This window comes from Streptomyces sp. Z423-1 (genome assembly GCF_013009255.1).
GTDB classification, from domain to species: Bacteria; Actinomycetota; Actinomycetes; order Streptomycetales; family Streptomycetaceae; genus Streptomyces; species Streptomyces gossypiisoli.
On the sequence record NZ_CP053109.1, the window covers coordinates 9,360,288 to 9,385,185 of the forward strand.

General features: G+C 70.2%; 16 protein-coding genes and 1 pseudogene. 14 read left to right on the forward strand and 3 right to left on the reverse strand.

Annotated features, from left to right (window positions below):
- Positions 1–234 precede the first annotated feature (234 nt).
- The 8 genes from HJD23_RS42515 to HJD23_RS42550 all read left to right on the forward strand — a co-directional run bounded on the left by HJD23_RS42515 (position 235) and on the right by HJD23_RS42550 (position 11,202).
- Positions 235–2,661 carry a SpoIIE family protein phosphatase gene (locus HJD23_RS42515; RefSeq protein ID WP_171115791.1) on the forward strand — a complete coding sequence of 809 codons (2,427 nt, stop codon included), beginning with the start codon at positions 235–237 and terminating at the stop codon, positions 2,659–2,661.
- Positions 2,662–3,358: 697 nt separating this feature from the next.
- On the forward strand, positions 3,359–3,574 hold the full coding sequence (locus HJD23_RS42520) for a hypothetical protein (protein ID WP_171115793.1): 216 nt from the start codon (positions 3,359–3,361) through the stop codon (positions 3,572–3,574).
- A 322-nt stretch (positions 3,575–3,896) separates the two neighbouring features.
- Entirely contained in the window at positions 3,897–4,379 is a 483-nt protein-coding gene (locus HJD23_RS42525; RefSeq protein WP_171115795.1) for a hypothetical protein, read from the forward strand.
- Positions 4,380–4,911: 532 nt separating this feature from the next.
- The gene (locus HJD23_RS42530; RefSeq protein WP_171115797.1) at positions 4,912–6,837 is read left to right on the forward strand and encodes a maleylacetate reductase and hydroxyquinol 1,2-dioxygenase domain-containing protein; all 1,926 of its coding nucleotides are present in this window, start codon (positions 4,912–4,914) and stop codon (positions 6,835–6,837) included.
- A gap of 18 nt (positions 6,838–6,855) precedes the next feature.
- A complete protein-coding gene (locus HJD23_RS42535) occupies positions 6,856–8,619 on the forward strand; it encodes an FAD-dependent monooxygenase (protein ID WP_171115800.1) in 1,764 nt (587 codons plus the stop codon).
- 2 nt (positions 8,620–8,621) lie between these two features.
- The gene (locus HJD23_RS42540; RefSeq protein ID WP_171118942.1) at positions 8,622–9,380 is read left to right on the forward strand and encodes a CoA transferase subunit A; all 759 of its coding nucleotides are present in this window, start codon (positions 8,622–8,624) and stop codon (positions 9,378–9,380) included.
- Positions 9,377–10,018: a CoA transferase subunit B gene (locus tag HJD23_RS42545; RefSeq protein ID WP_171115802.1), complete on the forward strand. Its 642-nt coding sequence runs from the start codon at positions 9,377–9,379 to the stop codon at positions 10,016–10,018. The genes HJD23_RS42540 and HJD23_RS42545 overlap by 4 nt, the downstream gene beginning before the upstream one ends.
- The gene (locus HJD23_RS42550) at positions 10,015–11,202 is read left to right on the forward strand and encodes an acetyl-CoA C-acyltransferase (protein WP_171115804.1); all 1,188 of its coding nucleotides are present in this window, start codon (positions 10,015–10,017) and stop codon (positions 11,200–11,202) included. Before HJD23_RS42545 ends, HJD23_RS42550 begins: the two co-directional genes overlap by 4 nt.
- 57 nt (positions 11,203–11,259) lie before the next feature.
- Here the strand turns inward: HJD23_RS42550 and HJD23_RS42555 are convergent, their stop codons facing one another.
- Positions 11,260–12,129, reverse strand: coding sequence for an AraC family transcriptional regulator (locus HJD23_RS42555; protein ID WP_171115806.1), 870 nt, complete (start codon positions 12,127–12,129; stop codon positions 11,260–11,262).
- Positions 12,130–12,160: 31 nt separating this feature from the next.
- On the opposite strand from HJD23_RS42555, the gene HJD23_RS42560 reads away from it, so the two are divergent.
- Positions 12,161–12,544, forward strand: a complete 384-nt coding sequence (locus tag HJD23_RS42560) for a hypothetical protein (RefSeq protein WP_171115808.1) — start codon at positions 12,161–12,163, stop codon at positions 12,542–12,544.
- Between the two features lie 60 nt (positions 12,545–12,604).
- Here HJD23_RS42560 and HJD23_RS42565 read toward each other — a convergent pair whose 3' ends face one another.
- Positions 12,605–13,510, reverse strand: a complete 906-nt coding sequence (locus HJD23_RS42565) for an NAD-dependent protein deacetylase (protein WP_171115810.1) — start codon at positions 13,508–13,510, stop codon at positions 12,605–12,607.
- Between the two features lie 605 nt (positions 13,511–14,115).
- Here HJD23_RS42565 and HJD23_RS42570 point away from each other — a divergent pair.
- The 4 genes and pseudogenes from HJD23_RS42570 (at position 14,116) to HJD23_RS42585 (ending at position 21,971) form a co-directional block, all read left to right on the forward strand.
- On the forward strand, positions 14,116–17,889 hold the full coding sequence (locus HJD23_RS42570; protein ID WP_171115812.1) for a S8 family serine peptidase: 3,774 nt from the start codon (positions 14,116–14,118) through the stop codon (positions 17,887–17,889).
- A gap of 109 nt (positions 17,890–17,998) precedes the next feature.
- Positions 17,999–19,003, forward strand: coding sequence for a LuxR family transcriptional regulator (locus HJD23_RS42575; protein WP_171118944.1), 1,005 nt, complete (start codon positions 17,999–18,001; stop codon positions 19,001–19,003).
- A 102-nt stretch (positions 19,004–19,105) separates the two neighbouring features.
- A pseudogene (locus HJD23_RS42580) lies at positions 19,106–20,539 on the forward strand (S8 family serine peptidase); the annotation flags it as partial.
- Between the two features lie 442 nt (positions 20,540–20,981).
- Positions 20,982–21,971 (forward strand): glycoside hydrolase family 5 protein, encoded by a 990-nt coding sequence (locus tag HJD23_RS42585; protein ID WP_240981021.1) that lies wholly within the window; start codon positions 20,982–20,984, stop codon positions 21,969–21,971.
- A gap of 254 nt (positions 21,972–22,225) precedes the next feature.
- Here HJD23_RS42585 and HJD23_RS42590 read toward each other — a convergent pair whose 3' ends face one another.
- A complete protein-coding gene (locus tag HJD23_RS42590) occupies positions 22,226–23,686 on the reverse strand; it encodes an amidase family protein (RefSeq protein WP_171115814.1) in 1,461 nt (486 codons plus the stop codon).
- Positions 23,687–23,935: 249 nt separating this feature from the next.
- Between HJD23_RS42590 and HJD23_RS42595 the strand changes: the two genes are divergently transcribed.
- Positions 23,936–24,550, forward strand: coding sequence for a TetR/AcrR family transcriptional regulator (locus tag HJD23_RS42595; RefSeq protein WP_171115816.1), 615 nt, complete (start codon positions 23,936–23,938; stop codon positions 24,548–24,550).
- The last annotated feature ends 348 nt before the right edge of the window (positions 24,551–24,898 follow it).

Here is a 24,898-nt window from a genome sequence, read left to right on the forward strand (position 1 = left end):
CCTTGTCTGAATGAACGAGTCCCGGTGGAGCCGCTAATTCCTGCCGTCGGGCCGGGATCGGATACGCGAATTGTGTGCGGAGCCCTGGGCCGTCGCGGCCAGGGGCCGTGCCGCCTCCGGTCGACCGCTGATCGGGCGGTGGTGCGAGCCCGAACGCGCGACCGATCCGATCGTTTGCGCAGTGTCAGCATCAGGCGGACTCTGGATCTGATGAATCGGGCCGGTGAGGGCACCATGAGCCATGTAAGGAAGGGGAGCGGGGACATCGACTTCCGGGGCCCGCTGGACGTTCGGAGGGCTGCCACGTTCGTGGTCGACGGCCAGGACCTCGTGATCGGCTGGAGTCCCGCGGCGCAGCAGCTCCTCGGTTACGGCCCGACTGAGATCGTCGGGCAGCCCGTCGGCACATTCCTGAGGCCCACGGCGGCAGCCGATTCCCGAACGGCCGAGCCGCTCGTGGCGAGCCCCGCCGAGGCGGCGGCCCTGTCCTTGCCGGACCGTGACCTGCACACTGCCGTGCATCGTGACGGTCACCGTCTGCAACTCGTCACCGCTGTCTGTCACCTGGCCGGGGAGGCGCAGCGCGTCGTCGTGGTGGCCGACAGGGAAGGCCTCGCGGAATGGGAATCCCGGCTGGCCATGTTGGACGGTCTGGCCACCCAGTCGCCTTTGGGTTTCGCCATCTATGACACCGAGCGCCGTCTTGTGTGGTGCAACGCCGCTTCCGAGGAGGAACTCGGGCGGCCGCTCGCCGAAGTCCGGGGCGGGCCGGCCGACGAGCTGTATCCCAGGGGCAGAGTCGTGACATCGGGTTATCCGGAATCGCTGGATGCGGTCATGCGCCATGTGCTGGAGACCGGGGAGCCGATCCTCGATCTGCACTTTCTCGGAGAGCAGCCCAGCGACCCCGGGAGGGTCCATCTGTGGTCGTGTTCCTATTACCGGTTGCAGGATGCGGACGGCCGAGCGCTCGGGGTGTGCGAGGACGCGTTCGACATCTCCGACCGTTACGAGGCGCAGCGGCAACTGAATCTGCTGGTCGAGGCCGGCCGCCGCGTCGGCACCACGCTGGACGTGATCGCCACGGCCGACGAGTTGGCCGCGGTGGTGGTGCCCGAGTTCGCCGACGCCGTCGAGGTCGACCTCGCTGCGGTGGTCCTGGACGGCGAGGTGCCGGACGCTGCGGGTCCGACGGGGCTCGAGCTGATCCGCGCCTCCTCCTGCTCGGCCTCCCACGCGGCCGCGTCCGAGGGCCCGGCGCACTCCTCCGTTGCGCTGAGACATCACCCGCAACCGGTGGAGTACGCGAGCGGCTCCCCCCAGCACCGCAGCCTCGCCTCGGGCGGGCTCGTGCTCGAGGACGACACCCTGGTCGTGCCGTTGCGCGCCAGTGGCACGGCCCTGGGCCTTGTCACCTTCGTACGCCACAGCGGATCGGGATTCTTCGACCGCGCCGCTGTCGCGGTGGCTGACGAGTTGGCCGCCCGGGCCGCGGTCTCCATCGACAACGCCCGCCGCTACACGCGCGAACGCGCCGCCGCCTTGGCTCTCCAGCGGCAGCTCCTGCCGCAGTATCTGCCGCCGAACCCGGCCGTCGAAGTGGCTCATCGCTATCTGCCCACGGACGCTCTCAGCGGCGTCGGCGGCGACTGGTTCGATGTCATCCCGCTGTCCGGAACGCGTGTCGGGCTCGTGGTGGGCGACGTGGTGGGTCACGGTCTCCACGCGGCGGCCACCATGGGTCGGCTGCGTACGACAGTGCGGGCGCTCGCGCCGATGGACATCCCGCCCGACGAGCTCCTCAAGCGGCTCGACGATCTGGTGGGACAGTCGGCGGAGGTCGCTGCGGACCCCTACGGAGCGGCCGCCGGCAGTGATGACGTGGCCGCCGGGGCCACCTGCCTCTACGCGGTCTACGACCCCGTCTCGCGGCGCTGCACGATGGCCCGCGCGGGCCACTTGCCGCCCGCGATCATGGAACCGGGGGGACGCGTCAGCTTCCCGGACCTGCCGGCCGGCCCACCCCTGGGACTCGGCGGACTGCCCTTCGAGTCCCTTGAGGTCGAACTGCCGGCGGGCAGTCTGCTGGCCCTCTTCACCGACGGGCTGGTCGAGTCGCGCGACCGGGACATCGACAAGGGGCTCGACACGCTGGCGAGGGTCCTCGGCGAGGACTCGAACTCCCTGGAGGATCTCTGCGACCGTGTCATCGCCGAGCTCCTTCCGGGCAGTACGACCACCGATGACACAGCTCTCCTGCTGGTCCGAACCCGTGGGCTCGACAGCCGCATGGTCGCCGCCTGGAGCCTGCCGGCCGAGCCGGTCGCCGCCGGCCAGGCGCGGGAGCTGGTCGCCGGCCAGCTGAGCGACTGGGGGCTGGACGAACTCGCGTTCACCACCGAGTTGATCGTCAGCGAGCTGGTCACCAATGCCGTGCGGCATGCCAAGGGCCCGCTCCACCTGCGGCTCATCCGCGACAGCACCCTCGTCTGCGAGGTGGCGGACAGGGCGCACACCGCCCCCCACCTGCGCCACAGCGCGGCCGACGACGAGGGAGGGCGCGGACTGTTCATCGTGGCCCAGCTCGTCCTGCGGTGGGGGACGCGCTACAGCCGGGACGGCAAGTCCATCTGGACGGAGCAGGCCCTGCCCTCGGGCTGACCGCGTCGTGTGGGGGCCCGGGCCCGCAGTCGGCGCGTCGCATCAAGAGGTCAGATGAGCAGTGAACCGTAGAGAACCGCACCCACAGCGGCGAAGGCCACGTCGGCCCACTGGGGCCGGGAACGGGTGCGCCTTTCCGCCGCGTGGGTGAGGGCCGCTGCGGCCATGGCGGGCCACAGAATGCTGAAGGCGGCGGAGCCGGGAGAGAAATGGCCTGCCGCGACGGCGGCGACTGCGTAGCCAACGATTGCCCCTGTTGCTGTGACCGAAGCCCGGGCCGAAGGGATTCCAGGCGACGGAGGGGGCTGGGTGAGTTCGTGGGATCTGTCTCGTGAGCAGGCTGTGGTGGTGGGTGAAGCAGGTGCGACGGGGCGTCGTCGGAGTGCTTTCCGACAGTGCCCGTGGAGGGCGGGGCCATGCACATCTTCGCGGTGGCGACCGCGTAGCAGCGCGGTGCACGGCCACGGGCCGATCCCTGCTGCCGGTGGTGCCGCAGTGTGGACGCATAGCAGGCCGCCGCTCCGCAGGAGGACCAAGCGGACCGGCGGAGACCGGCGCGCGTCCAACACCGTGTGAGCGAAGCCCGGAAGGGAGGGCCATCAGGGTGGTCGCAGGCCGTGTCGGGCGTCCGGCGCGGGCCCGGTTGCCCATGCTGGCCAGGAGCGGCGGCACTCTTTCCAGCGACAAGGAGCATGGCATGCCGGCAGATTCGGTCGGACGATTCCTGATGGCTCTTGACCCGGATCACCGGGAGGCGGTCAGGGCCAAGCCTCGCGAGGAACAGGAACGTCTCGCGGCCGCCTGGGAGCGGGAGCTCGAAGCGGACGACGAACTCGACACCCTCGACGAGCTGTCGCCCGCTGCGGCGGAAGCCGAGGCCGCCCGCCGTGTCATGGACCGCGGGACCGACTGAGAGCTCCTTCGAGCGGTTCGTGCTCGCGGGCGGAACCCTCCTCAGCCCCGTCGGCACGTGGACGAGCGACGAGCCGGCCCCCGATCTGGACGCCCTGATCGCGATGGCCGGTTCCTACGGCATCGAAATCCTCGGGCCTCGTCCCGTCCCGCTTCGCTTTGCCTTACGTTCCCGGCACGGGATGAGCCGAGCCGTTCGCGGGGTTGGGCCGAGCGCCGTACCCAGGCTGTGATCGCCCTCGCTTTGCGCCGCCTGCCGCTGCGTAGCCCTGATCCTCCATCCCCACCACGGAGCACTGGGACGGCCGTGACATCCTGTCGCAGTGCTTTTGAGCGACCATGCAAACAGTGTCGAACTCCGCCCACTGAGATATCAGTTCGCTGCGGCCCGGGGCGACCGTTACGACGACAACTGGCTGGTCATCGGCGGCACGGTGACAACTTCTGAGGGCAGTTGGTCCTTTACCGATCCGTCTTTGCTGACCCACGAAGCCCGCCAGGTCGCCGCTTGGCTGCGCGCAGTGGCCGGAGGAACAGTGGCCGTCACCCGACCTGATACCGAAGGCCACGTGTCCCCGGACATGTGGTTCAACGAACCGGTCCTGGCCTTCAGCCTCGCCGACCGAGGCGAGGCTGGGGCGGTGATTCGCCTGCACCTGTCCCTGGAGGCGGCGCCGCCCTGGCAGCAGGGTGCTCACAGTGCGGACATCTACCAGTACTTCGTGAAGGTGCACGTGGATACAGCCGCCCTGCTTCACGCGGCAGACCAGTGGGAACTAGCCATGGCTTGCTTCCCCACCCGCTGATCAACGTCAGCCCTACCGGACGCCGCGAACATGGTCACCACCAGCTGCGACTGCGCGTCCGGAAGGTTGTTGGCGCCCTGGTAGTGGATCACGTCGCAGCCCTTCGCGGCGAACCGGCCCAGGGCCGCCGGACTGTTCGCCAGGCCTGGTATCTCACAGCAGCTCCTGGAGGTCATTGCGTCTGGCAGTGCGGGTGTACGGCGTAGCCGCGCGGGCGGCAGCTCGTACAGGCCTTGGGCGAGTCCCCTTGTCGCACCGTCCCTACCTGTTCCGTCCCGCGGTGCCCCACGGCACACATGCGGCTGCGGTGCCCTGCGCACGCGGCACCGGCGATGCGCGTGCGCCCGCTGCGACGGGCGGCCGACCGGACGCAGGCCCGAACGCCGAGTAATCCCCTCCCGGTGCCGCCCTGCGCCATGCGTCTTTCGTGCAACGGCACGCCCCGAACATGCAGGAGTTGACCCGCGTGTAACCCGCACACTCGGTGGCCAGGCACAACGGCGACGAGGCCGACAGACGGAGGCGATGGACCATGCGGACGTTCGTGCACACTTCCCATCCGGCACGGGTGCTCTTCGGCTCCGGCACTGTCGGCGACCTGGCCGATGAGGTGCGGCGCCTCGGCGGCTCCCGGGTGCTGCTGCTGTCCAGCCCGCCGCTCGCCGAGGCATCCGCGCGGGTCCGGAACGCCCTGGGCGGCCTGGTGGCGGCGGAGTTCGACGGCGCCGCCATGCACACGCCGACCGACGTGACGGAAGCGGCGCTCGCCGCACTGAGGGAGGCGGGCGCCGACTGCCTCGTGTCCGTCGGCGGGGGCTCGACCACGGGCCTGTCCAAGGCGCTCGCTGTGCGCACGGACCTGCCCCAGGTGGTCGTACCCACCACGTACGCCGGATCCGAGGTGACCCCCGTGCTCGGGGAGACGCGAGACGGACACAAGGTCACCCGGTCCTCGGCCGCGATCCTGCCCGAGACAGTCGTCTACGACGTCGACTTCACGCTCTCCCTGCCCTTGCCCATGTCGATCACCAGCGGCGTGAACGCCATGGCGCATGCCGTGGAGGCGCTGTACTCCGCCGACGCCGACCCCGTCACGGACCGCCGGGCCCTGGACGCGATCTCCCTCATCGGGCGCGCGCTGCCCCGGCTGGCCGTCGACCCCGCCGACCGGGAGGCGCGGGCCGACCTGCTGCAGGCCGCCTGGCTCGCCGGTACGTGCCTGGCCACGGTGGGCATGGGGCTGCACCACAAGCTCTGCCACACCCTGGGCGGCAGCTTCGGCCTGCCGCACGCCGAGACGCACACCGTGATCCTGCCGCACGCGATGGCCCACAACGCGCCCGCCGCCCCTGACGCCATGCGCCGGATCGCCCGGGCGCTGGACGTGCCCGACGCTCCGAGCGGCGTGTACGACCTGATCGCCGCGCTGGGCGGGCCGACTTCGCTGCGCGGTCTGGGCATGCCCGAGTCGGAGCTGGGCCGCGCGGCCGAGCTGGCCGTTGCGACGCCGTACCCGAACCCCCGGGAACTGACCTCCGAGGGCATCGAGGGCCTGCTGGCCGACGCCTGGCACGGCCGCCGTCCCGAGCCCGCCGCCACCGGCTCCGCGCCCGCCCGGCTCACCGAGCAGGTGGTGGCGAGCTTCGCGCACGCGCCGGACGCCCGGGTCCGCGCCCTGCTCACCGCCCTCGTCCGGCACCTGCACTCCTTCGTGGCCGAGGAGGACGTCACCGAGGAGGAATGGCAGTACGCGATCGACTTCCTGACCCGGACGGGACAGCTGTGCGGCCCGACCCGGCAGGAGTTCGTGCTGCTCTCGGACGTGCTGGGCGTCTCCAGCGCTGTGGATCTGCTGACCAACTCCCGCACCCCGGACACCACCCCGTCCGCCGTCCTCGGTCCCTTCTACGTGGCAGGACCCCCTGAGGCCGCGCACGGCAGCGACATCTCCGGCGGCCTGCCCGGCACGCCGCTGTGGGTGGACATCCGCATCACCGACACGGCCGGGGCGCCGGTCAAGGACGCGGTCGTCGACGTATGGCAGTCCAATGAGGACGGCTTCTACGACGTTCAGCTGCCGGAGCTGGAGGGGCCCGTGCTCCGGGCCCGGCTGCGCAGCGACGCCGAGGGGCGGCTCACGTTCTGGTCGATCCTGCCCGCGGAGTACCCGATCCCGGAGGACGGCCCCGTGGGACAGATGCTCGCCGCGGTCGGCCGCCATCCCTACCGGGCGCCGCACATGCACTTCATGATCGACGCGCCCGGCCACCGCCGGCTCGTCACGCAGCTGTTCGTGGCCGGCGGCTCGTACCTCGACAGCGACACCGTCTTCGGCGTGAAGGACGAGCTCATCGTCGACTTCGCCCCGCAGACCGGTCCCACCCCCGACGGCCGGAGCGTCGACGGGACGTGGCGCCGTCTGGACCACTCCTTCCGCATCGCCCCCCTGACCGACTGACCGAGGAGAAGGCCCCTCATGACCCGCACGGACAGCTACGACACCGACGTCCTCGTCGTCGGCAGCGGCCCCGCCGGGGGCTCCGCAGCCCTGCTGCTGGCCACTTACGGCATCCGCACCCTCCTCGTCACCAAGTACGGCTGGCTCGCCAACACCCCCCGAGCGCACATCACCAATCAGCGCACGATGGAGGTGCTGCGCGACCTGGGCGTCGAAGCCGAGGCGCTGGCGCACGGCAGCCCGTCCCACCTCATGGGGGACACGGTGCTGTGCACCGCGCTCACGGGCGAGGAGATAGGCCGGATCCGCAGCTGGGGCACGGGACCCGGCTCCCTGACCGAGTACGCGTCGACCAGCCCCTGTCAGATGATCGACCTGCCGCAGACCTACCTGGAGCCGATCCTCACCACCAACGCGGCGGCCCGTGGCGCCAAGGTCCGCTTCGACACCGAGTTCCTGAGCCTCACGCAGGACGAGGACGGCGTCACGGCCGTGCTGCGCGACCGGGTCCGCGGCGACGAGTTCACCGTACGGGCCCGCTATCTGATCGGCGCCGACGGCGGACGCAGCACCGTCGCCGAGCAGATCGGCCTCCCCATGGACGGGCGCATGGGCAAGGCCGGCAGCATGAACATCGTCTTCAAGGCCGACCTCACCCAGCACTGCGCCCACCGTCCCAGCGTCCTGTACTGGGTGCTGCGGCCCGGCGCGGCGACCGGCGGCATCGGCATGGGCCTGGTCCGCATGGTGCGGCCGTGGAACGAGTGGCTGCTGGTGTGGGGCTACGACATCGAGCAGCCGCCCCCGTCGGTCGACGAGGAGGAGGCGCGCCGGATCGTACGCGATCTCGTCGGCGACCCGGACCTGCCCGTGGAGATCACGTCCACCTCCCTGTGGACCGTCAACCACACCTACGCTTCGGCCTATTCGTCCGGGCGGGTGTTCTGCATGGGCGACGCCGTGCACCGCCACCCGCCGTCCAACGGGCTCGGCTCCAACACCTCGGTCCAGGACGCGTACAACCTGGCCTGGAAGCTCGCCATGGTCATCCGTGGCGAGGCGGGACCGGTACTGCTGGACAGCTACTCGGCCGAACGCGCCCCGGTGGGACGGCAGATCGTCGAACGCGCGAACCTCAGCCGCGACCAGTTCGGACCGGTCTTCGAGACACTCGGTGTCGGTGCCGACAGCGACGAACGGGCCATCGCCGAGGGGATCGCGGCACTGCGGGCGGGCACCGCCGAGGGCGCCAAGCGACGCCGGCTGCTGGAGGACGCGATCCAGCTCAAGAACTACGAGTTCAACGCGCACGGCGTCGAGATGAACCAGCGCTACGTCTCCGGCGCGGTCCTCGCCGACGGCTCTCCCGCCGAGCACGGGGAGAGCGATCCGGAGCTGGTGGCGCGTCCGACGACCCGGCCGGGTGCCAAGCTGCCCCACGCGTGGCTCGTGGACAGCGCGGGCGAGCGGGTCTCCACGCTCGACGTCGTCGGCAAGGGTGTGTTCACCGTGCTGACCGGGCTTTCGGGCGGGGTGTGGGACGCGGCCGCGGCCGCCTGCCGCGCGGAACTCGGCATATCGCTGCGTTGCGTGCGCGTCGGCGACGACCACTCCCGTGACGCCTACGGCGAATGGAGCAGAGTGAGCGAGACAGCCGAGGACGGGGTGCTGCTGGTGCGCCCGGACGGCTACGTGGCCTGGCGCCGCGCCACCGCACCCGCAACAGCGCCGGAGGCACGGGACGAGCTGCTCGCCGCCCTGCGCCGGGTTCTGGGGCGATGACCATGGACAAACAGGTGGCCACGGCCGCGGAGGCCTTGGCGGACGTCACCGACGGACGGTCCTTCGCCGTCGGCGGGTTCGGACTGAGCGGTGTGCCGGAGGTACTGATCGGCGCGCTGTACGAGTCCGGCGCGGGAGATCTGACTGTCGTGTCGAACAACTGCGGCGTCGACGGGCGCGGTCTCGGCGTGTTGCTGGCGGCGGGCCGCATCAGCCGGGTCACCGGCTCCTACATCGGTGACAACAAGGAGTTCGCCCGCCAGTACCTCGCGGGTGAGCTGGAGGTCGAGCTGATCCCCCAGGGCACGCTCGCCGAGCGGCTGCGGGCGGGCGGCAGCGGCATCCCCGCGTTCTTCACACCGGCCGGTGTCGGCACACCGGTGGCGGAGGGCGGCCTGCCGTGGCGGTACGCCGCCGACGGCTCGGTCGCGGTGGCCTCGCCGCCCAAGGAGATACGCGTGTTCGACGGCGTGGAGCACGTCCTGGAGCACGCCGTCACCACGGACTACGCCCTCGTGAGGGCCGCCCGCGGCGACCGGCACGGCAACCTCGTCTTCCACCGGGCGGCGCGCAACTTCAACCCGCTCGCCGCCATGGCCGGGCGTATCACCGTGGCCGAGGTGGAGGAACTGGTCGAACCGGGTGACCTCGACCCCGACGAGGTGCAGCTGCCGGGCGTGTTCGTCCAGCGGGTCGTGGCCCTGACTCCGGAGCAGGCGGCCGACAAGGGCATCGAGAAGAGGACGGTACGCGAGCGATGAGCTGGAGCAGGCAGGAGATGGCGGCACGAGCCGCACGCGAACTGCGCGACGGCGACTACGTCAACCTCGGCATCGGCTTGCCCACGCTGGTGGCGGACTTCCTGCCGGTGGGCGTGGACGTCGTCCTGCACTCCGAGAACGGCCTGCTCGGTGTCGGACCGTACCCGGCGCCCGACGAGGTCGACGCCGACCTCATCAACGCGGGCAAGGAGACGGTGACCGTACGACCGGGGGCGTCGTTCTTCGACTCCGCGCTGTCCTTCAGCATGATCCGCGGCGGCCACATCGACACCGCCGTCCTCGGCGCGCTGCAGGTCTCGGAACGCGGCGACCTGGCCAACTGGGCCGTCCCCGGAAAAATGATCAAGGGCATGGGCGGCGCCATGGACCTCGTGCACGGCGTGGGACGGGTCGTCGTGCTGATGGACCACACCGCCAAGGACGGCAGCTCCAAGATCGTCGAGCAGTGCACGCTTCCGCTGACCGGGCGGGCCTGCGTCGACCGCGTCATCACCGACCTGTGCGTGCTCGACGTCACCCCTCAGGGCCTCGCCCTCGTCGAGACAGCGCCGGACGTGACGGCGGAGCAGGTGATCGCCCGCACGCCCGTATCTCTCATCGTCAGGAGCCCTCAATGATCGAACAACCGCGTGACGTGTACATCGTCGACGCCGTTCGCACCCCCTTCGGCCGTTACGGCGGCGCCCTGTCCGGCGTACGCCCGGACGACCTGGCCGCCGGCGTGCTGCGCGCCCTCGTGGAGCGCAGTCCCGGCCTCGACCCGGCCCGCATCGACGACGTGCTGTTCGGCAACGCCAACGGAGCCGGGGAGGACAACCGGAACGTGGCGCGTATGGCCGTCCTGCTGGCCGGGCTGCCTGTCGGCGTGCCCGGCGCCACGGTCAACCGGCTCTGCGGTTCGGGCATGGAGGCCGTCATCCAGGCGGCCCGCGCCATCGCCCTCGGTGACGCCTCCGTCGCGATCGCGGGCGGCGTGGAGTCCATGAGCCGCGCCCCGTGGGTGCTGCCGAAACCGGACCGGGCCTTCCCGGCGAAGGACCAGCAGCTCCACTCGACCACCCTGGGCTGGCGGATGGTCAATCCGAGGATGCCGGGGGAGTGGACCATCCCCCTCGGCGAGAGTGCGGAGCTGGTGGGCGCGAAGTACGGCGTGACGCGAGAGGAGCAGGACGCCTTCGCCCTGGCCAGCCACCGCAACGCCGCCGCCTGGCGCGACGGCCTCTACAGCGGCGAGGTCGTCGCCGTCGACGGCGTGGACCTGCCGCGCGACGAGAACATCCGTGACACCACCTCCCTCGAGGCGCTGGCGAAGCTCAAACCGGCGTTTCTGCCCGACGGCACCATCACGGCCGGCAACGCCTCACCGCTGAACGACGGGGCGTCCGCGCTGCTGCTCGCCGACGAGGAGGGGCTCGCGGCGATCGGCCGCGAACCGCTGGCCCGGGTGCGGGCGGCCGCGGTCACGGGCATCGAGCCGCAGTACTTCGGGCTGGGCCCGGTGGACGCCATCCGCAAGGTCCTGACCAAGGCACGGGTCGATGCGGCCGACCTGCGCACGATCGAGCTCAACGAGGCCTACGCCGCCCAGGTGCTGGCCTGTCTGGCGGCACTCCCGGAGCTGGACCCGTCCCTGGTCAACAAGCGCGGTGGCGCCATCGCCATCGGACACCCGCTGGGCGCCTCCGGCGCGCGCGTCGCGGGCGCGGTCGCCCATCAGCTGGCCGAAGCCGGGACGGGCACGGGCCTGGCTGCGCTCTGCATCGGAGTGGGACAAGCGCTGGCATTGGTGCTGGAACGCTGACCAGGGCGGAGGGCGGTGGTGCTGGGACGCTGACCGGGGGAGGGCGCGGTCGCCCTCTCACCCCTCGCGGCGCACGACGGCCGGCGTGGTGCCCAGGCGGGCACGCATCACCCTGGTCAAGTGCTCCTGATGGGAGAACCCGCACTCGACGGCCACCTGCCCGATCGGCGCGGACCCGGTGCGCAGCAGCCGGCACGCGTGTTCCAGGCGCAGGCCCAGCAGGTACTGGTGCGGGGACTGGCCGGTGCTCGCGCGGAACTGGCGCGTGAACTGACTGACGCTGAGTGAGGCGGCAGCGGCCAGGTCCGCGATCGGTAGCGGCTCGGCCAGGCGCTCCCCGATGAGGTCCCGTACGGCGGCCAGTTGCCGGGCGGAGAGCCCGGAGCGGACAGGCGCCGGCCCGGCGGGGCGTGCCGCGTGCCGCCGGGCCAGTTGGGCGGCGAGCATGCCGGTCAGATGATCCACGTACGTGCGGGCCGACGGCTCCCAGCGGCGCACCGCGACGTCCAGCGCGATCATGAGCTGTTCGGCGAGCGGATCGGTGGCGCCCAGTTCTTCGGACAGCTCGACGGGCCGCCCCTCGTTGGCCTCGCGCAGCGCCTGATCCGTGAGACAGGCGTGCACGGTGTCCAGGGGGCCGCCCAGCTCGACGCTGAGTTCCCGGCCTACCGGCTGCAGGAACAGGCCACCGGCCGGGACGGTCCTCGACAGCGCCGCGGTGCCCTCACCCCGGCGCACGGTGACCGGTCCGCTGAGATGCAGGATGAGCAGATGGGTGGGAGCGGGGTCGAACGTCGCCCGGTAGGACTGCTCCTTCTGCGCGGAGAGGTAGAGGTTCTCCCAGCCGAGCCCGGCGCTGGTGTACCTGGGGCGCACACCGGGCAGGCGCAGCATCCCCACCGTGTCGGCCAGTCCGAGCTCTGCCACGGTGCCTCCTCGAGCGCGTCGAGCTAGTTTAATGCTCAATTATACGCAGGGTCCGGCGAGCCGGCGCCCGCCGGAGCGGGAACCCTTCACCGGGGCGCCGGTCGGCCTGTACATCCCCGACACCGAGCTCCGCATACTCTCGGCCAACGTCGCCGCACAGAAGATGTGCGACGCCCCGCCCGACAGCATGCTGCGTGCGGTACTGGACAGCGGCGAGCCCTCCCCGGAGCGCGCGGTGCGCATGGCTCCCGGGGACGCCACGAGCCGGTCACACGTGAAGGGCCTCTCGGCGTTCCACCTGGAGGACTCGCAAGACCTGCGCGTCGCCGAGTCCGGCGGCGAGAGTGGGCGCGTAGGGGCCCCGGACAGCGGTACCGCGACCGCCATCGCGTACGGCGCACTCGCCGAGGCGTAGGCGCGCACACCGGTACCCAGCTCGCAGCCGAACTGCACATGGGACTGGCGCCGGTGGGTCTCAGGCCCCGGCCGCCGCCTGGCTGTCGACGGAGAGACCCAGCCGGTCGGCCACGGTGATCAGGGCCGTTCCGAGTGGGAGCGCGATGCGGGTGACGGCGTGCCGGTCGCCCCGGGTCGGGTCCCGGTTGACGATCAGTACCGGCTTCCCGGCCTGGGCCGCCTGACGGACGAACCGGAGTCCGGACATCACCGTCAATGAGGAACCCAGGACCAGTAGCGAGGTTGCCTCGCCGACCAGCTCGCGGCAGTGCTCGACCCGCCGTGGCGGAACGTTCTCGCCGAAGAACACCACGTCCGGTTTGAGGATGCCGCCGCACCTCGTGCAGGGCACCACGCGGAAGTCGCCGACCTGCTCGTCGGTGAGGTCGGCGTCACCGTCCGGGTTGATTCCGGCGGCCACCGGCTCGAAGCCCACGTTGGCGTCCTCAAGTCGCCGGGCGAGTTCGCGGCGCTTGCTGAAGGCACCACAGGAAAGGCAGACAACCCGGTCCAGGCTGCCGTGGAGTTCCACGACGCCCTCGCTGCCGGCGGCCTGATGCAGACCGTCGACGTTCTGAGTGATCACACCCGAGAGCAGGCCGTGCCGCCCCAACGCAGCCACGGCCCGGTGCCCGGCGTTGGGGCGGGCCCGGCCGAAGGTGCGCCAGCCGAGGTGGCTGCGCGCCCAGTACCGACGCCGGGCCTGGACGCCGGCGATGAAGTCCTGGTAGGTCATGGGGGTGTGCCGGCTGAGGCTCCCGCCCTCGCCCCGGTAGTCGGGGATGCCCGACTCCGTGGAGATGCCCGCCCCGCTGAGCACCAGCACACCGCCGGCGTTCAGCGCATCGACGACCGGCTCCAGATCCGTGGTGCCCGGCGGCAGGTCCTCGGCAGGGGTCCAGCTCAAGGTGGGGCGCATGCGCATGCCGTAAGGGTACGGAACCGGCTGCCTTCAGTCGTCTTCACCGATCAGCACCAGGCCACCGCCCGCCGCTGGGGCGGCGGTCCTGACCCCGTGACGGCTGCGGTCCGCGCGCCCGCAGCTGCGTGACGGGCGAGCACTCCGCCTGCGTACAACGCGTCGTCAGGTGAGCGAAAACCGCGAGCAGGCGCGGCACAGATATGGAGAGGCCGCCTTCGAGCGACTCGGACTCGTCACCGCCACACCCCGACACCGCGGCGACGAGAACGGCGACCGCCGAGAACGGAACAGTCCTCCCACTCACCAGCGCGACACCACCAGCGCCGTCCGCTCCACCGCGGCGGAGATCCGCAGACTCGTGGACGCTCTCCCGCCCCACCCCGTACCCCCGCGCACCCCACGGAGGATCAGGGCCGGAGGTGTCCGTCTGCCTCCCGCCCCGCTCCTTGTCGCCCTTGCGACATGTCCCACCTGTGCCACCAGAAACCGGTGACACACCGTTCGGCAGCGGCGGATTCTTTCCAGCACCTACGGCACCGACAGCCGCATGGACAACAGGGAACCGCGACGCCAACGCGTCGCCTACGACGACGGAAGGTTCGCGACTGATGAGACGGATACGCCTCGCGGCTGCTGCGGCAGCGGGGTTGAGCATGCTCACCGGCGCGGTGACGCCGGTGGCGGCGGAGCCGGGCGAGGGCCCGGGAGCGAGGACGGAACAGGCCACCGCCCCCGCGGTCGCCGGTACTGTCGCCGACGTCCGCCTGGTCACCGGCGACCGCGTCACCGTCACCGTGGGGCCGGATGGCCGACGGACGGCCTCGGTGCAGCCGGGGAAGGGGCGTCAGCACATCCTCTTCCGCACCATTGAGGAGGACGGGCACCTGACGGTCCTCCCGTCGGACGCGACCGAACTGGTCACCGCGGGACGCCTGGACCGCGAACTGTTCGATGTCACCTCGCTGATCGCCCAGCGCTACGACGAGGCGCACACCGACACACTGCCGCTGATCGTCGGGGACGGACCGGGAGTTGCCGACCCGGCGCTGCGGAAGGCCACCGCCCTCGCCGCGGACGGGACACCCGTACGTCGGCTGCGGAGCATCGACGCGGAGGCCGTGCGGGTACCGGCCGAGGACCTCGGGACGTTCTGGAAGCGTCTGCTCCCCGCCGGCGAGGGCGCGGCCCGTGCGGCCGGCACCCCGCGCGTGTGGCTGGACAGCCGGGTCAGTGCCTCCCTGGACCGGAGCACCGCCCAGATCGGCGCGCCCGACGTGTGGAAGGCCGGCTACCAGGGCGACGGTGTCAAGGTCGCCGTCCTGGACACCGGCGCGGACACGACCCACCCCGACCTGGCCGGACGGATCAGTGCGGCGGAGGACTTCTCCGGCAGCTCCGGCACCGGCGACGTCTTCGGGCACGGCACGCACGTCGCGTCCATCGTCGGCGGCTCCGGAGCGGCGTCCGGCGGCAGCCGCAAGGGTGTGGCTCCTGGCGCCGACCTGCTGATCGGCAAGGTGCTGGGCGACGACGGTTTCGGCACCCAGTCGCAGGTGATCGCCGGCATGGAGTGGTCCGTCGCGCGGGGCGCCAAGGTCGTCAACATGTCGCTCGGCTCCGAGACGGCCAGCGACGGCACGGACCCGATGAGCCAGACCCTGAACGAACTCTCCGCGTCCAGCGGCACGTTGTTCGTCGTCGCGGCGGGCAACTCGGGCCCCGGCCAGGGCACGATCGGTTCCCCCGGCGCCGCCGACGCGGCACTGACCGTAGGCGCGGTGGACCGGGACGACTCCCTCGCCGGCTTCTCCAGCCGCGGTCCCCGGGTCGGCGACGACACGGTCAAGCCCGACGTGACCGCACCCGGTGTGGGCATCGTGGCCGCTCGCGCCACGGGTACCACGATGGGGGAGGTGGTCGACGGCTCTTACGTCGCCGCTTCCGGCACCTCGATGGCGACCCCGCACGTGGCGGGAGCGGCCGCGCTGCTGGCACAGCAGCACCCGGACTGGACGGCGAGCCGGCTGAAGGACGCGCTCACCAGCACGGCACGCACCATCGGCGGCCAGAAGGTCACCGAACAGGGCGCAGGACGCATCGACCTCGCCGCGGCCACGCGGACCCCGGTCAGCGCCACCGGCACCCTGGCCCTCGGCACCTACGAGGCCGACGACAGCGGCACGTCCACCCGTACCGTGCGCTACACCAACCGCTCCGACGCTCCCCTCACCCTCGGCCTGCGCGCCGAGCTGACGACCAGCAGTGGCCGCAAGGTCAACGACGGTGCCGTGAGCCCGGGTTCCGCGTCCCTCACCGTCCCGGCCGGCGGCACGGCCGAGCTGCCGCTCACCGTGGATCCCTCCCGTGCCGCGCAGGGTGACTACTACGGCTACCTGACGGCCTCCTCCGCGGACGGGAAGGTCTCGGTTCACACGACGCTGAGCCTGGTCGTGCGCGGCCCCGTGCACAAGCTCAAGGTCGTGTCCTACGACCTCACCGGCGAGCGCGTCCACTCCCTTCCGACGATCTGGGGCCCCGACGGGTTCGTGGAGTACACCGACCGCGACAACGCCGTCGCCGAGGTCGAAGAAGGCACGTACCAGATCGTCTCGGGCGGTACGGAGCGGGAGAACGGCAAGGAGGTGCTGCGGCACATCGTGCTGCCGCAGGTGCGCGTCACCGAGGACACCACCGCCGTCGTCGACCCCCGGAAGACCACCAAGGTCGATATCCGCACGCCCCGGCCCGCCGAGCAGCGCGGCGTCCTGAGCTTCCAGACGTACCGGGAGATCGACGGACACGGCTGGATCGACGGAACCATGTACTTCGACCTCGCCGAGGAGCTGTACGTCAGCCCCACCGCCCAGGTCACCGACGGCACCTTCGAGTTCGCCTCCCGCTGGCAGCTGGTCGCGCCCCAGCTCGAAGCCGAGGTCGTCGGTGGTCCGCGGGATCTCGGCGCGTTCTACATGCCGCACTCGCCCCTCTTCGACTCGCGGGGTGAGCGGCTGACCGCGGTGGCTGCCGGCTCCGTGACCGAGCCGGACTTCCGCCGCGTCCGCGGCAAGCTCGCCGTCGTCACCGACGAGACGGGCGTGGGCGGGGCCGAGTTCATGGAGAAGGCCGCCGCGGCCGGTGCCCGCGCCGTCCTGGTGGTCCACTTCAGTGACATCGGCTGGACCCGCTGGACGCCCCACGGAGACCGCTGGAAGATCCCGACCGTCCGCGTCGGCTCCGGCACGGGAGCCGCGCTGCTGAAGCGGATCGCCGAGCGCACCACCACGGTCGCCTTCAGCGGCACCGCACGCAGCCCGTATCTTTACGACGTCATGCAGGTGTCCGAGCAGCGCATCCCCGAACGCGTCATCCACACGGTCTCCGAGCGCAACAGCGCCGTCGTCCGCTCCGTGTACGCAGACAACGGCGGCGTCCCGTGGGCGGCGGAGCAGCGCTTCGCCCGCCGGCCCTACCAGGACTTCACCTGGCTTCAGTACACCCGGCACGTGCCGACCGCGTTCGAACGGACCGAGTACGTCACCTCGGGCGACACCGAGTGGTATCAGGTGGTGCTCCACCAGACCGTGGGGGAGGGGGACATCGACAGGCCGCTGACTGCCGGCCTGCGAGAGGCGCCTCGCACCTACCGGGCGGGCGAGCAGGTCCGCCACACGTGGCAGGGCGCGGTCGTCCGCCCTTCGATCCCGCGCGGCGCGGAGCCCAGCACGCGGAACGGGGACATGCTGCGACTGCGGATACCCGAGTTCACCGACTCCGAGGCGGGTCACTGGTCGCGTCAGATCGTACTCGGCGACGGGATCGGCACGGGGGAGCCGACGTCGCGCGACACGGCGAACGCCGAGCTGTTCCGGGACGGCAAGAAGGTCCTCGACCTGGCGGACGCGTGGCGGGACGTCGAAGTCCCCGCCGGCAACGCCGAGTACCGGCTGCGCCTGGAGACGACCCGGGAGTCCGACGAGTGGGACTACGCCACCGCGACGGACACGTCCTGGTCGTTCCGCTCCGACTCGACGACGGAGGCGACGCGGCTGCCACTGCTCCAGGTCGACTACGACGTCCCGGTCGACGAGCGCAACGCCGTGGGCCCTGGCCGCACGTACTCGCTGGGCCTGACGGTGCGCAACCAGGACGGCCTGGGCGCTCCCCGCGGTGTGCGCACGGTCGTCGAGGTCTCCTACGACGACGGTGAGCACTTCAGCCGGGTGCCGGTCAAAGCCAAGGGCGCCAACGTCTTCTCGGCTACCGTCCACAAGCCGGCGGCCGTCCGGGGCGACGCCTTCGTGACGCTCCGCGTCACAGCCGAGGACGCGTACGGCAACTCGGTCCGGCAGACGGTGAGCCGGGCATACCTGCACCGAGGCTGACCCATGGTGGCGGGTGAGAGGGCTGCTGCGCCCTCTCACCCGCCACCACCACGTTGTACGGTCTTCAACGAATGGAGTGGGGAACATCATCCTGTTCGGGGAGGACGCATTGACGCTGGAGGCCGCTGGAGTCACGGGCGCCGAGGAGGCCGTCTACCGCCTTCTCGTGGCGATGGGCCGCGCGTCAGCGCAGGATGTCGCGGACCGGTTGGGGCTTGCGCACGCCGAGACCGGGCAACTGCTGACCGCTCTGGCCGCCAAGGGCCTGGTCAGCCAGAACGACGTCCTGCCCCGCCAGTACCGTGCCACGCCCCCTGACGTGGCCCTGCTGCCCCGGATCAAGCGCTCCGCCGAAGCCCTCGATCTCGCCCGGGCCGAGGCGGCCGGACTGCTGGAGACCTACCGCGCGACCCTGCGCAGGCAGGACTCCGGTCAGCTCATCGAGGTCATCACGGGCGCCGAGGCGCTGCGCCAGCATCTGCGGCAGATCCAGGACGGAGCGCGTGACGAGCTGCTCTGGTTCTGCAAGGCGCAGTACGTGGCGATGCCGTCCGGGACCAACCGGGCCGAGTACGAGGCGCTGGCTCGCGGCGTGCGCTACCGCGTCCTGTACGAGAAGGCCTTCTTCGACGACGAGGGCGCCGTCGATAACGTTGTCGAAGGGGTGCGGGCCGGCGAGATCGCCCGCGCCGTGCCCCATTTGCCGCTGCGTCTGGCGGTGGCCGACCGCGCCATCGCCGTCTGCCCGCTCGTCCCGGGCGGCCCCAATGGGAACCCGGACGAGCCCACCGCCGCGCTGGTGCGCGACAGCAATCTGCTGGCCGCCCTGATCGCGCTCTTCGAGCGCTACTGGGAGGACGCCGTTCCGCTGGTCGTGGACGACACCGGCTCTGTGACGGGAACCGACGCCGCCGGCGCACCGGACCTCCTGTCCGCCACCGACCGCCGGCTGCTGTCGCTGCTGGTGGCGGGAGTGGCCGACAAGGCGATCGCGAGTCAGATGGGGCTCAGTCGGCGCACGGTGCAGCGCCACGTCCAGCGCATGATGGAACTCGCCGGGGCCACGACGCGCATGCAACTCGCCTGGCAGGCGGCGAGACGCGGCTGGCTGTGACGGGTCGTCCCTTCCAAGGGTTGCTGCGCTGAGCCTTGTTCGCGCAGCAAGAGCGTTGGGCGACGGCCAGGCCGAATTCGAAGGCCCGGGCAGTTATGTCTCCTGCTCGGGTGGCAGCACCGGTTCGTCTTCCGTCATAGACCCGAGCTGCTTGTGCTCGGCGTGGTCACCGCTTTGGCGCTCGGGGTCATACCGGCCGCCTCGGGCGTTCCCGGGTTCCCGGCCGGCTCCGCGCCGTCGGCCGATGCCGCACAGCGCCCGCCTGGAAGCGTCACGACCCAGGAGTGGACGGAACGGCCACCGGCTTCTACCGCGCGGTCGTCGACGGGGCGACGTACGTCTACCCCGACTCCGTCCTGCCCTACGTCAGGGCCGGAAAGCTCGACAAGCGGCTGTTCGCTGTGACGCAGTTGATCGCCGACGGCTACGACGACGCACGCGCCGCCGGGATGCCGCTCATCGTGAGCTACACCGACGCTGCGGCCACGTCGCGGACCCAGCCGACGGTGACCGGCTCGAAGGTCGTGCGCCGGCCGGGCAGCATGCAGGGTGCCGCTCTCGAACAAAACCGTCAGCAGGCGGGGGAGTTCTGGAGCGACCTCACCGGAGCTGCGGGCCCGGGCTCGGTCCGAACGGCGCGGCCGTCCTTCGCGAACGGCATCGCCAAGGTGTGGCTGGACGGCAAGGTGAACGCCGACCTGTCCGAGTCGACCAAGCAGATCGGCGCGCAGCAGGTCTGGGCGGACGGCAACACCGGCAAGGACGTGAAGGTAGCAGTCCTCGACACCGGTGTGGACACCGAACACGGTCGCCGGGACCGGCAGCGCCTCCGACGGCACGGAGCGCGGTGTCGCCCCGGGCGCCCGGCTGGAGATCGGCAAGGTGCTCGACCAGGGCGGCTCGGGCCAGGAGTCCTGGATCATCGCGGGCATGGAATGGGCCACTCGGGACCTGCAGGCCAAGATCGTCAGCATGAGCCTTGGAAGAGGCGGCGACGCCACCGACCCGATGAGCCAGGCGGTGGATCGACTCAGTGCCGAGACCGGTGCGCTGTTCGTCGTCGCGGCGGGCAACGGAGGCCCACGGTCCATCAGTAGCCCCGGCGCCGCGGACTCCGCGCTGACCGTCGGCGCCGTCGACTCCGCCAACCGGCTCGCCGACTTCTCCAGTCAGGGTCCGCGTGCCGGTGACTTCGGGCTGAAGCCCGAGATCACCGCGCCTGGCGTCGACATCCTCGCGGCCCGTTCCCGCTATCAGCGGGGCGGCCAGGGTCACTGCACCACGATGAGCGGTACGTCGATGGCGACGCCGCACGTCGCCGGAACTGCCGCGCTGCTGGCCGCCGTCCACCCCGACTGGACCGGAGCGCAGTTGAAGCAGGCACTGGTTAGCAGCGCCAAGGCCACCCCGTCGTACAGCCCGTACGAGGCGGGCGCGGGACGGCTGGACGCCCTGGCCGCGGTGAACACCTCGGTCTTCGCGACCGCCGGCGCCTTCTCCGGGTTCAGCGCCTGGCCCCACGAGCCGGGAGAGACCGATGTCCGCAAGGTCGTGTACAGGGGGAGGAAGTCAATCAGGGAGCGACTGCGAGACGTTGGTACGACCGACGGCACGCAGGATGCGGGCAGCCGCGGTTCCCGCCCCTTCTGAGTGCCGCCGGACGCGTAGTGCGCCGGTCAGCATCGGCGGAGTGAACTGTCCGGGGGCCGCGGTATCGATGAGACCCTTGCGGCGACTGGGAACTGCTGCTTCCATCAGGTTAGGAAACCTTCCTATCCATTACCTGGCGATGACCCGAGAAACGGAGGTCCAGGTGAAACAGAGGCTCAAGCTGTTACGTCCGGCCGCGGTGGCAGCCGCACTCGGCGGTGCCCTGCTGCTGACCACCGCCACCCCCGATGGCCCCGCTCACGCGACCCCCGACCAGCGGTCTGCGGCGGCCGGCCAGTCGGCCGCGGCGGTCAAGCTGACATCAGACATCGATCGATCCGCCACCGAAGCGCAGCAGGGACAGCGGGCCGCGGCAGACACACCGGTCGGCGTCAACGGACAGCTCAAGGTCTGCGGCACCAAGCTCTGCAACAGCCGGGGGAACCCCGTCCAGTTGCGCGGAATGAGCACCCACGGCACCCAGTGGTATCCGCACTGTCTGACCAGCGGTTCACTCGACGCCCTGGCCCTGGACTGGAAGGCCGACGTTCTGCGCGTCTCGACCTACGTGCAGGAGGGAGGGTACGAGACGAATCCCCAGTACTTCACCAACCTCGCCAACTCCCTGATCCAGCAGGCGACCGACCGCGGCATGTACGTGATCGTCGACTGGCACATGCTCACCCCCGGTGATCCGCACGCCAACCTGAGCAAGGCCCGGCAGTTCTTCACCGACATCGCGCATCGCAACAAGGACAAGAACAACATCCTCTACGAGATCGCCAACGAGCCCAGCGGCGTGAGCTGGTCGCGGATCAAGAGCTACGCGGAACAGATCATCCCGACGATCCGGGCCATCGACTCCGACGCCCCGGTACTGGTCGGCACCCGTGCATGGTCCTCGTTCGGTGTCTCCGAAGGCGCCAACGAGTCCGAGGTCGTGAATAACCCCGTCAGAGCCTCGAACATCATGTACACCTTCCACTTCTACGCCGACTCGCACCGCGACGAGTACCTGGCGACCCTCTCCCGTGCAGCTGACGCGCTGCCCGTCTTCGTCACCGAGTTCGGCACCCAGAACTACGCCGGTGAAGGCGACAACGACTTCGCCATGTCGCAGCGTTATCTCGACCTCATGGCGAGCAAGAAGATCAGCTGGGCGAACTGGAACTTCTCCGACGACCACCGCACCGGAGCTGTCTTCAAAACCGGGACCTGCGACAACCCCGGTTCCTGGGTCGGCACGGCACCTCTGAAGCCCGCCGGCGTGTGGATCCGGGACCGCATCAGGACTCCCGACACCTTCCCGGTCGGCTGACTCAGGCAGCGCCCGAGTCGGAGGCCGCCGCACAGGCCGACGGCGGCGCGTCCGGAGGCCGGCCACGCAACTGCCGGACCGCCGGGCGCGACCGCCACGTTCGCTTGTCCTGTCGGAAACTACGCCGGAACCACCCTGGTCAGGCGGTACTCGAAATGTCGCTGAGCACCGGTCGCCGGGGCGCCGCTTGAGTCATGGGTTTCGGACTGCTGTCCGCCCGGATGACTCCATGTGAGGCGGCGTCGCGCGTACCTTTACGCGGGCGCGGGCAGGGTGTCGAAGACGGACTCCACTCGACGTGCCAGATCGAGAAGCTTCCTGTCATGGCCATGCGCGCCGTCGATTTCGAGCCCAATGGGCAGGCCCTGTCCGGTCAGACCAACGGGGATGCTGATGCCCGGCAGGCCGGCTCCACTGGCGGGAACGGTGTTCTTCGCGAGAAACAGGTCACGGACCTCTTCGCCCGCGACTGTGAACATCGACCGCTGCTCGATCAGCGGTGCGGGGCTGGGCGTCGTCGGGAAGAGCAGCGCATCGAAGCCGCTGTGCGTGAATACCTTACCGAGTCGGCGCTGGAGTTCCGGGCGATCGACGGAGAGTGTCGCCTCGTAGGCCTCCTGCGAAATATAGCCCTGTCCGCTCGGCAGGACGAGATGATCCCACGCTCCCTTGAGTTCCGGCTTGAGATCGTGGTAAATCTCATCGAAAGAAACCGGGAAGTTGTTCTGGCGAAGGAAATCTGTCACCGCTTCCATCGTCTCACGGAAGAACAGGTTCCATGCTATCCGATCCGTTAGCGTGGAATAATCCTCGCCGAGGTCGATCTCGACAACTTCGGCACCAGCGTCCTGCAGGCGCAGGAGCGCACTCTGGAAATGCTTTTCGATGTCAGGATCGATCAGCTCCATGTGCTGCCTGGGAGCGTAAGCGAACCTCGCCCCGTGCAGATCGGAACGATCAGAACGGGGAGCGGCGACATCATTCATGACGACCTGGTCGATCAGCGCGGCGTCATCCACGCTGCGCGCCAGGATCCCTGCCGTGTCGAGCGTGTGCGAAACCGGCGCGATGCCACGACTCGGCCACCGTCCCGTGGTCGGCTTGAAGCCCACCACGCCAGACAGTGACGCGGGCACTCTGATGGAGCCGACCGTGTCGCCGCCCAGTGCCGCAGGCACGATGCGGGCCGCGACAGACGCTCCGGCGCCGCTCGAAGACCCCCCCGGCACGTGTGCGCGGCCGTAGGGATTCTTCACCTGCCCATAGCGGCTGTTGTTTCCAGTCAGCCCCCAGGACATCTCAACGAGATTGTTCTTGCCGAAGACGATACCACCGGCATTTTTGATTGCGCCGACAATATCGGCGTCTCCGGCTGGCGTGAAACCTTCCAGGGTTTTTACGCCGAGCGTTGTGGGGAGATCACGCGTTGAGTAACTGTCCTTCACTCCGATGGGGATGCCAAGGAAAGGAGCGCTGGAACCCGCCGCGCGCGCCTTGTCCGCTTCTCTGGCAGCGGACAGCACGGCGGATTCATCTATCGTAATGAAGGAATTCAGATCGGAATATTGCCGCGCACGCCGCAGAAGTGCGGCCGAGTACGCCTCGGACGTAATGTCGCCGTCACGAATTGCGGCGGCTGCGGCCGCTACACCGAGTTCGGTCAGTTCATTGTCTCCCGCCGGCACCGCGCCGACGGAGGCTTCCTTGTCCTGCATGATTACCTCTCTTCGATCCGGCCTGTTCCCGCACGGCCGCGGGCAGTGGCCTCCTGATCAACCTGACCGGCCCGGTCAACAGCCGAGCGGCCGTACGCGATCCGATCGCAAGGGCAGCCGCCAACAGAATCGCCAGACGAGCCGGCGTTCAGGTAGTGCGCGAAACCCTCACCAAGTAAAGTGATCGCTGTACTTCGTCGAACGTAGCACGCCCCGCGGGGGAAGTAAAGCGATCGGTATACTTGCGGCATGGCAACGAGTGAAACAACGGCCGGTACCCCTCGAGGCGGGCGCGGGGCGCGGGAGCGCATCCTGCGCGCCGCGGTCGAACTGTTCGCGCGCGACGGCATACACGTCACCGGTATCGCGAAGCTGACAGACGTGGCGCACGTGTCGACTCGCACGTTCTACCAGCACTTCCCTAGCAAGGAGGCATTGGTCAGCGCCTACTTGCAACGTGTCGAGTCGGACTCGGAGGGGCCCGTGCACCTCGAGACCGTTCTGGAGCGCGGCGACCTCAGCGCGCGCGAGCGTCTCTCGGCACTGTTCGCCGACTCGCCGCCAGCAAAGGTCGTACGCGGCTGTCCACTGCACAACGCCGCCGTCGAAGCGGCCGGGACGATGCCCGAGGCCGCAGCACTGGTCGAGCGTCACAAAAGAGAGTTCACCGAGCGTCTGATCAAAACCGCCGCCGAGGCAGGCGCGCACAAGCCCGAAACCCTCGGACGGCAGCTCGCCTTGCTGTTCGAGGGCGCCCGCGCCCTCTCCACCTCGCTCAACGACACGCTTCCGTACCAGGATGCCCGGGAACTTGCCGAAATGTTGATCGACCAGGCGACCAGGGCGGTTCCAAGTTCCCGATAGAAGCGGGCTGGCGGTGATGCCCCAGATCCAGAGGCGTGTTCGGATCCGTCCCGGATCGCTCGGCATCCCCGACATGGCAGCTGGAGTCCTCGTTTCCCAGGGTCCGTGCATGTATCCGCCCGGGTCGGCGGGCTGGCCTCGTGGGTATGGCGACTTGTGAAGTCGTAGACCGTCTCACGTGTCTGCACTCGGCGCTCTCCGGTCAGCGCCGTTGGGTGCGCAAGGCGAGCCGCGCTTGCGGGAAGCGATCCAGCTCAGCTTCGCCGCGACAGCCGTGGTCTTGATCGAGCGGGCTCCCGCCGCCTGTGCCCACTCCCGGAGACAGCGTGCACTACGGGCACCTGTTCC

What these genes read in the sequence shown, in the direction of transcription:
- HJD23_RS42565 (WP_171115810.1), bottom strand. Translation starts at nt 13,510, where the DNA reads ATGCGCATGCGCCCCACCTTGAGCTGGACCCCTGCCGAGGACCTGCCG.
- HJD23_RS42540 (WP_171118942.1), top strand. Translation starts at nt 8,622, where the DNA reads ATGGACAAACAGGTGGCCACGGCCGCGGAGGCCTTGGCGGACGTCACC.
- HJD23_RS42570 (WP_171115812.1), top strand. Translation starts at nt 14,116, where the DNA reads ATGAGACGGATACGCCTCGCGGCTGCTGCGGCAGCGGGGTTGAGCATG.
- HJD23_RS42590 (WP_171115814.1), bottom strand. Translation starts at nt 23,686, where the DNA reads ATGCAGGACAAGGAAGCCTCCGTCGGCGCGGTGCCGGCGGGAGACAAT.
- HJD23_RS42535 (WP_171115800.1), top strand. Translation starts at nt 6,856, where the DNA reads ATGACCCGCACGGACAGCTACGACACCGACGTCCTCGTCGTCGGCAGC.
- HJD23_RS42545 (WP_171115802.1), top strand. Translation starts at nt 9,377, where the DNA reads ATGAGCTGGAGCAGGCAGGAGATGGCGGCACGAGCCGCACGCGAACTG.
- HJD23_RS42550 (WP_171115804.1), top strand. Translation starts at nt 10,015, where the DNA reads ATGATCGAACAACCGCGTGACGTGTACATCGTCGACGCCGTTCGCACC.
- HJD23_RS42520 (WP_171115793.1), top strand. Translation starts at nt 3,359, where the DNA reads ATGCCGGCAGATTCGGTCGGACGATTCCTGATGGCTCTTGACCCGGAT.
- HJD23_RS42560 (WP_171115808.1), top strand. Translation starts at nt 12,161, where the DNA reads ATGCTCAATTATACGCAGGGTCCGGCGAGCCGGCGCCCGCCGGAGCGG.
- HJD23_RS42530 (WP_171115797.1), top strand. Translation starts at nt 4,912, where the DNA reads ATGCGGACGTTCGTGCACACTTCCCATCCGGCACGGGTGCTCTTCGGC.
- HJD23_RS42515 (WP_171115791.1), top strand. Translation starts at nt 235, where the DNA reads ATGAGCCATGTAAGGAAGGGGAGCGGGGACATCGACTTCCGGGGCCCG.
- HJD23_RS42595 (WP_171115816.1), top strand. Translation starts at nt 23,936, where the DNA reads ATGGCAACGAGTGAAACAACGGCCGGTACCCCTCGAGGCGGGCGCGGG.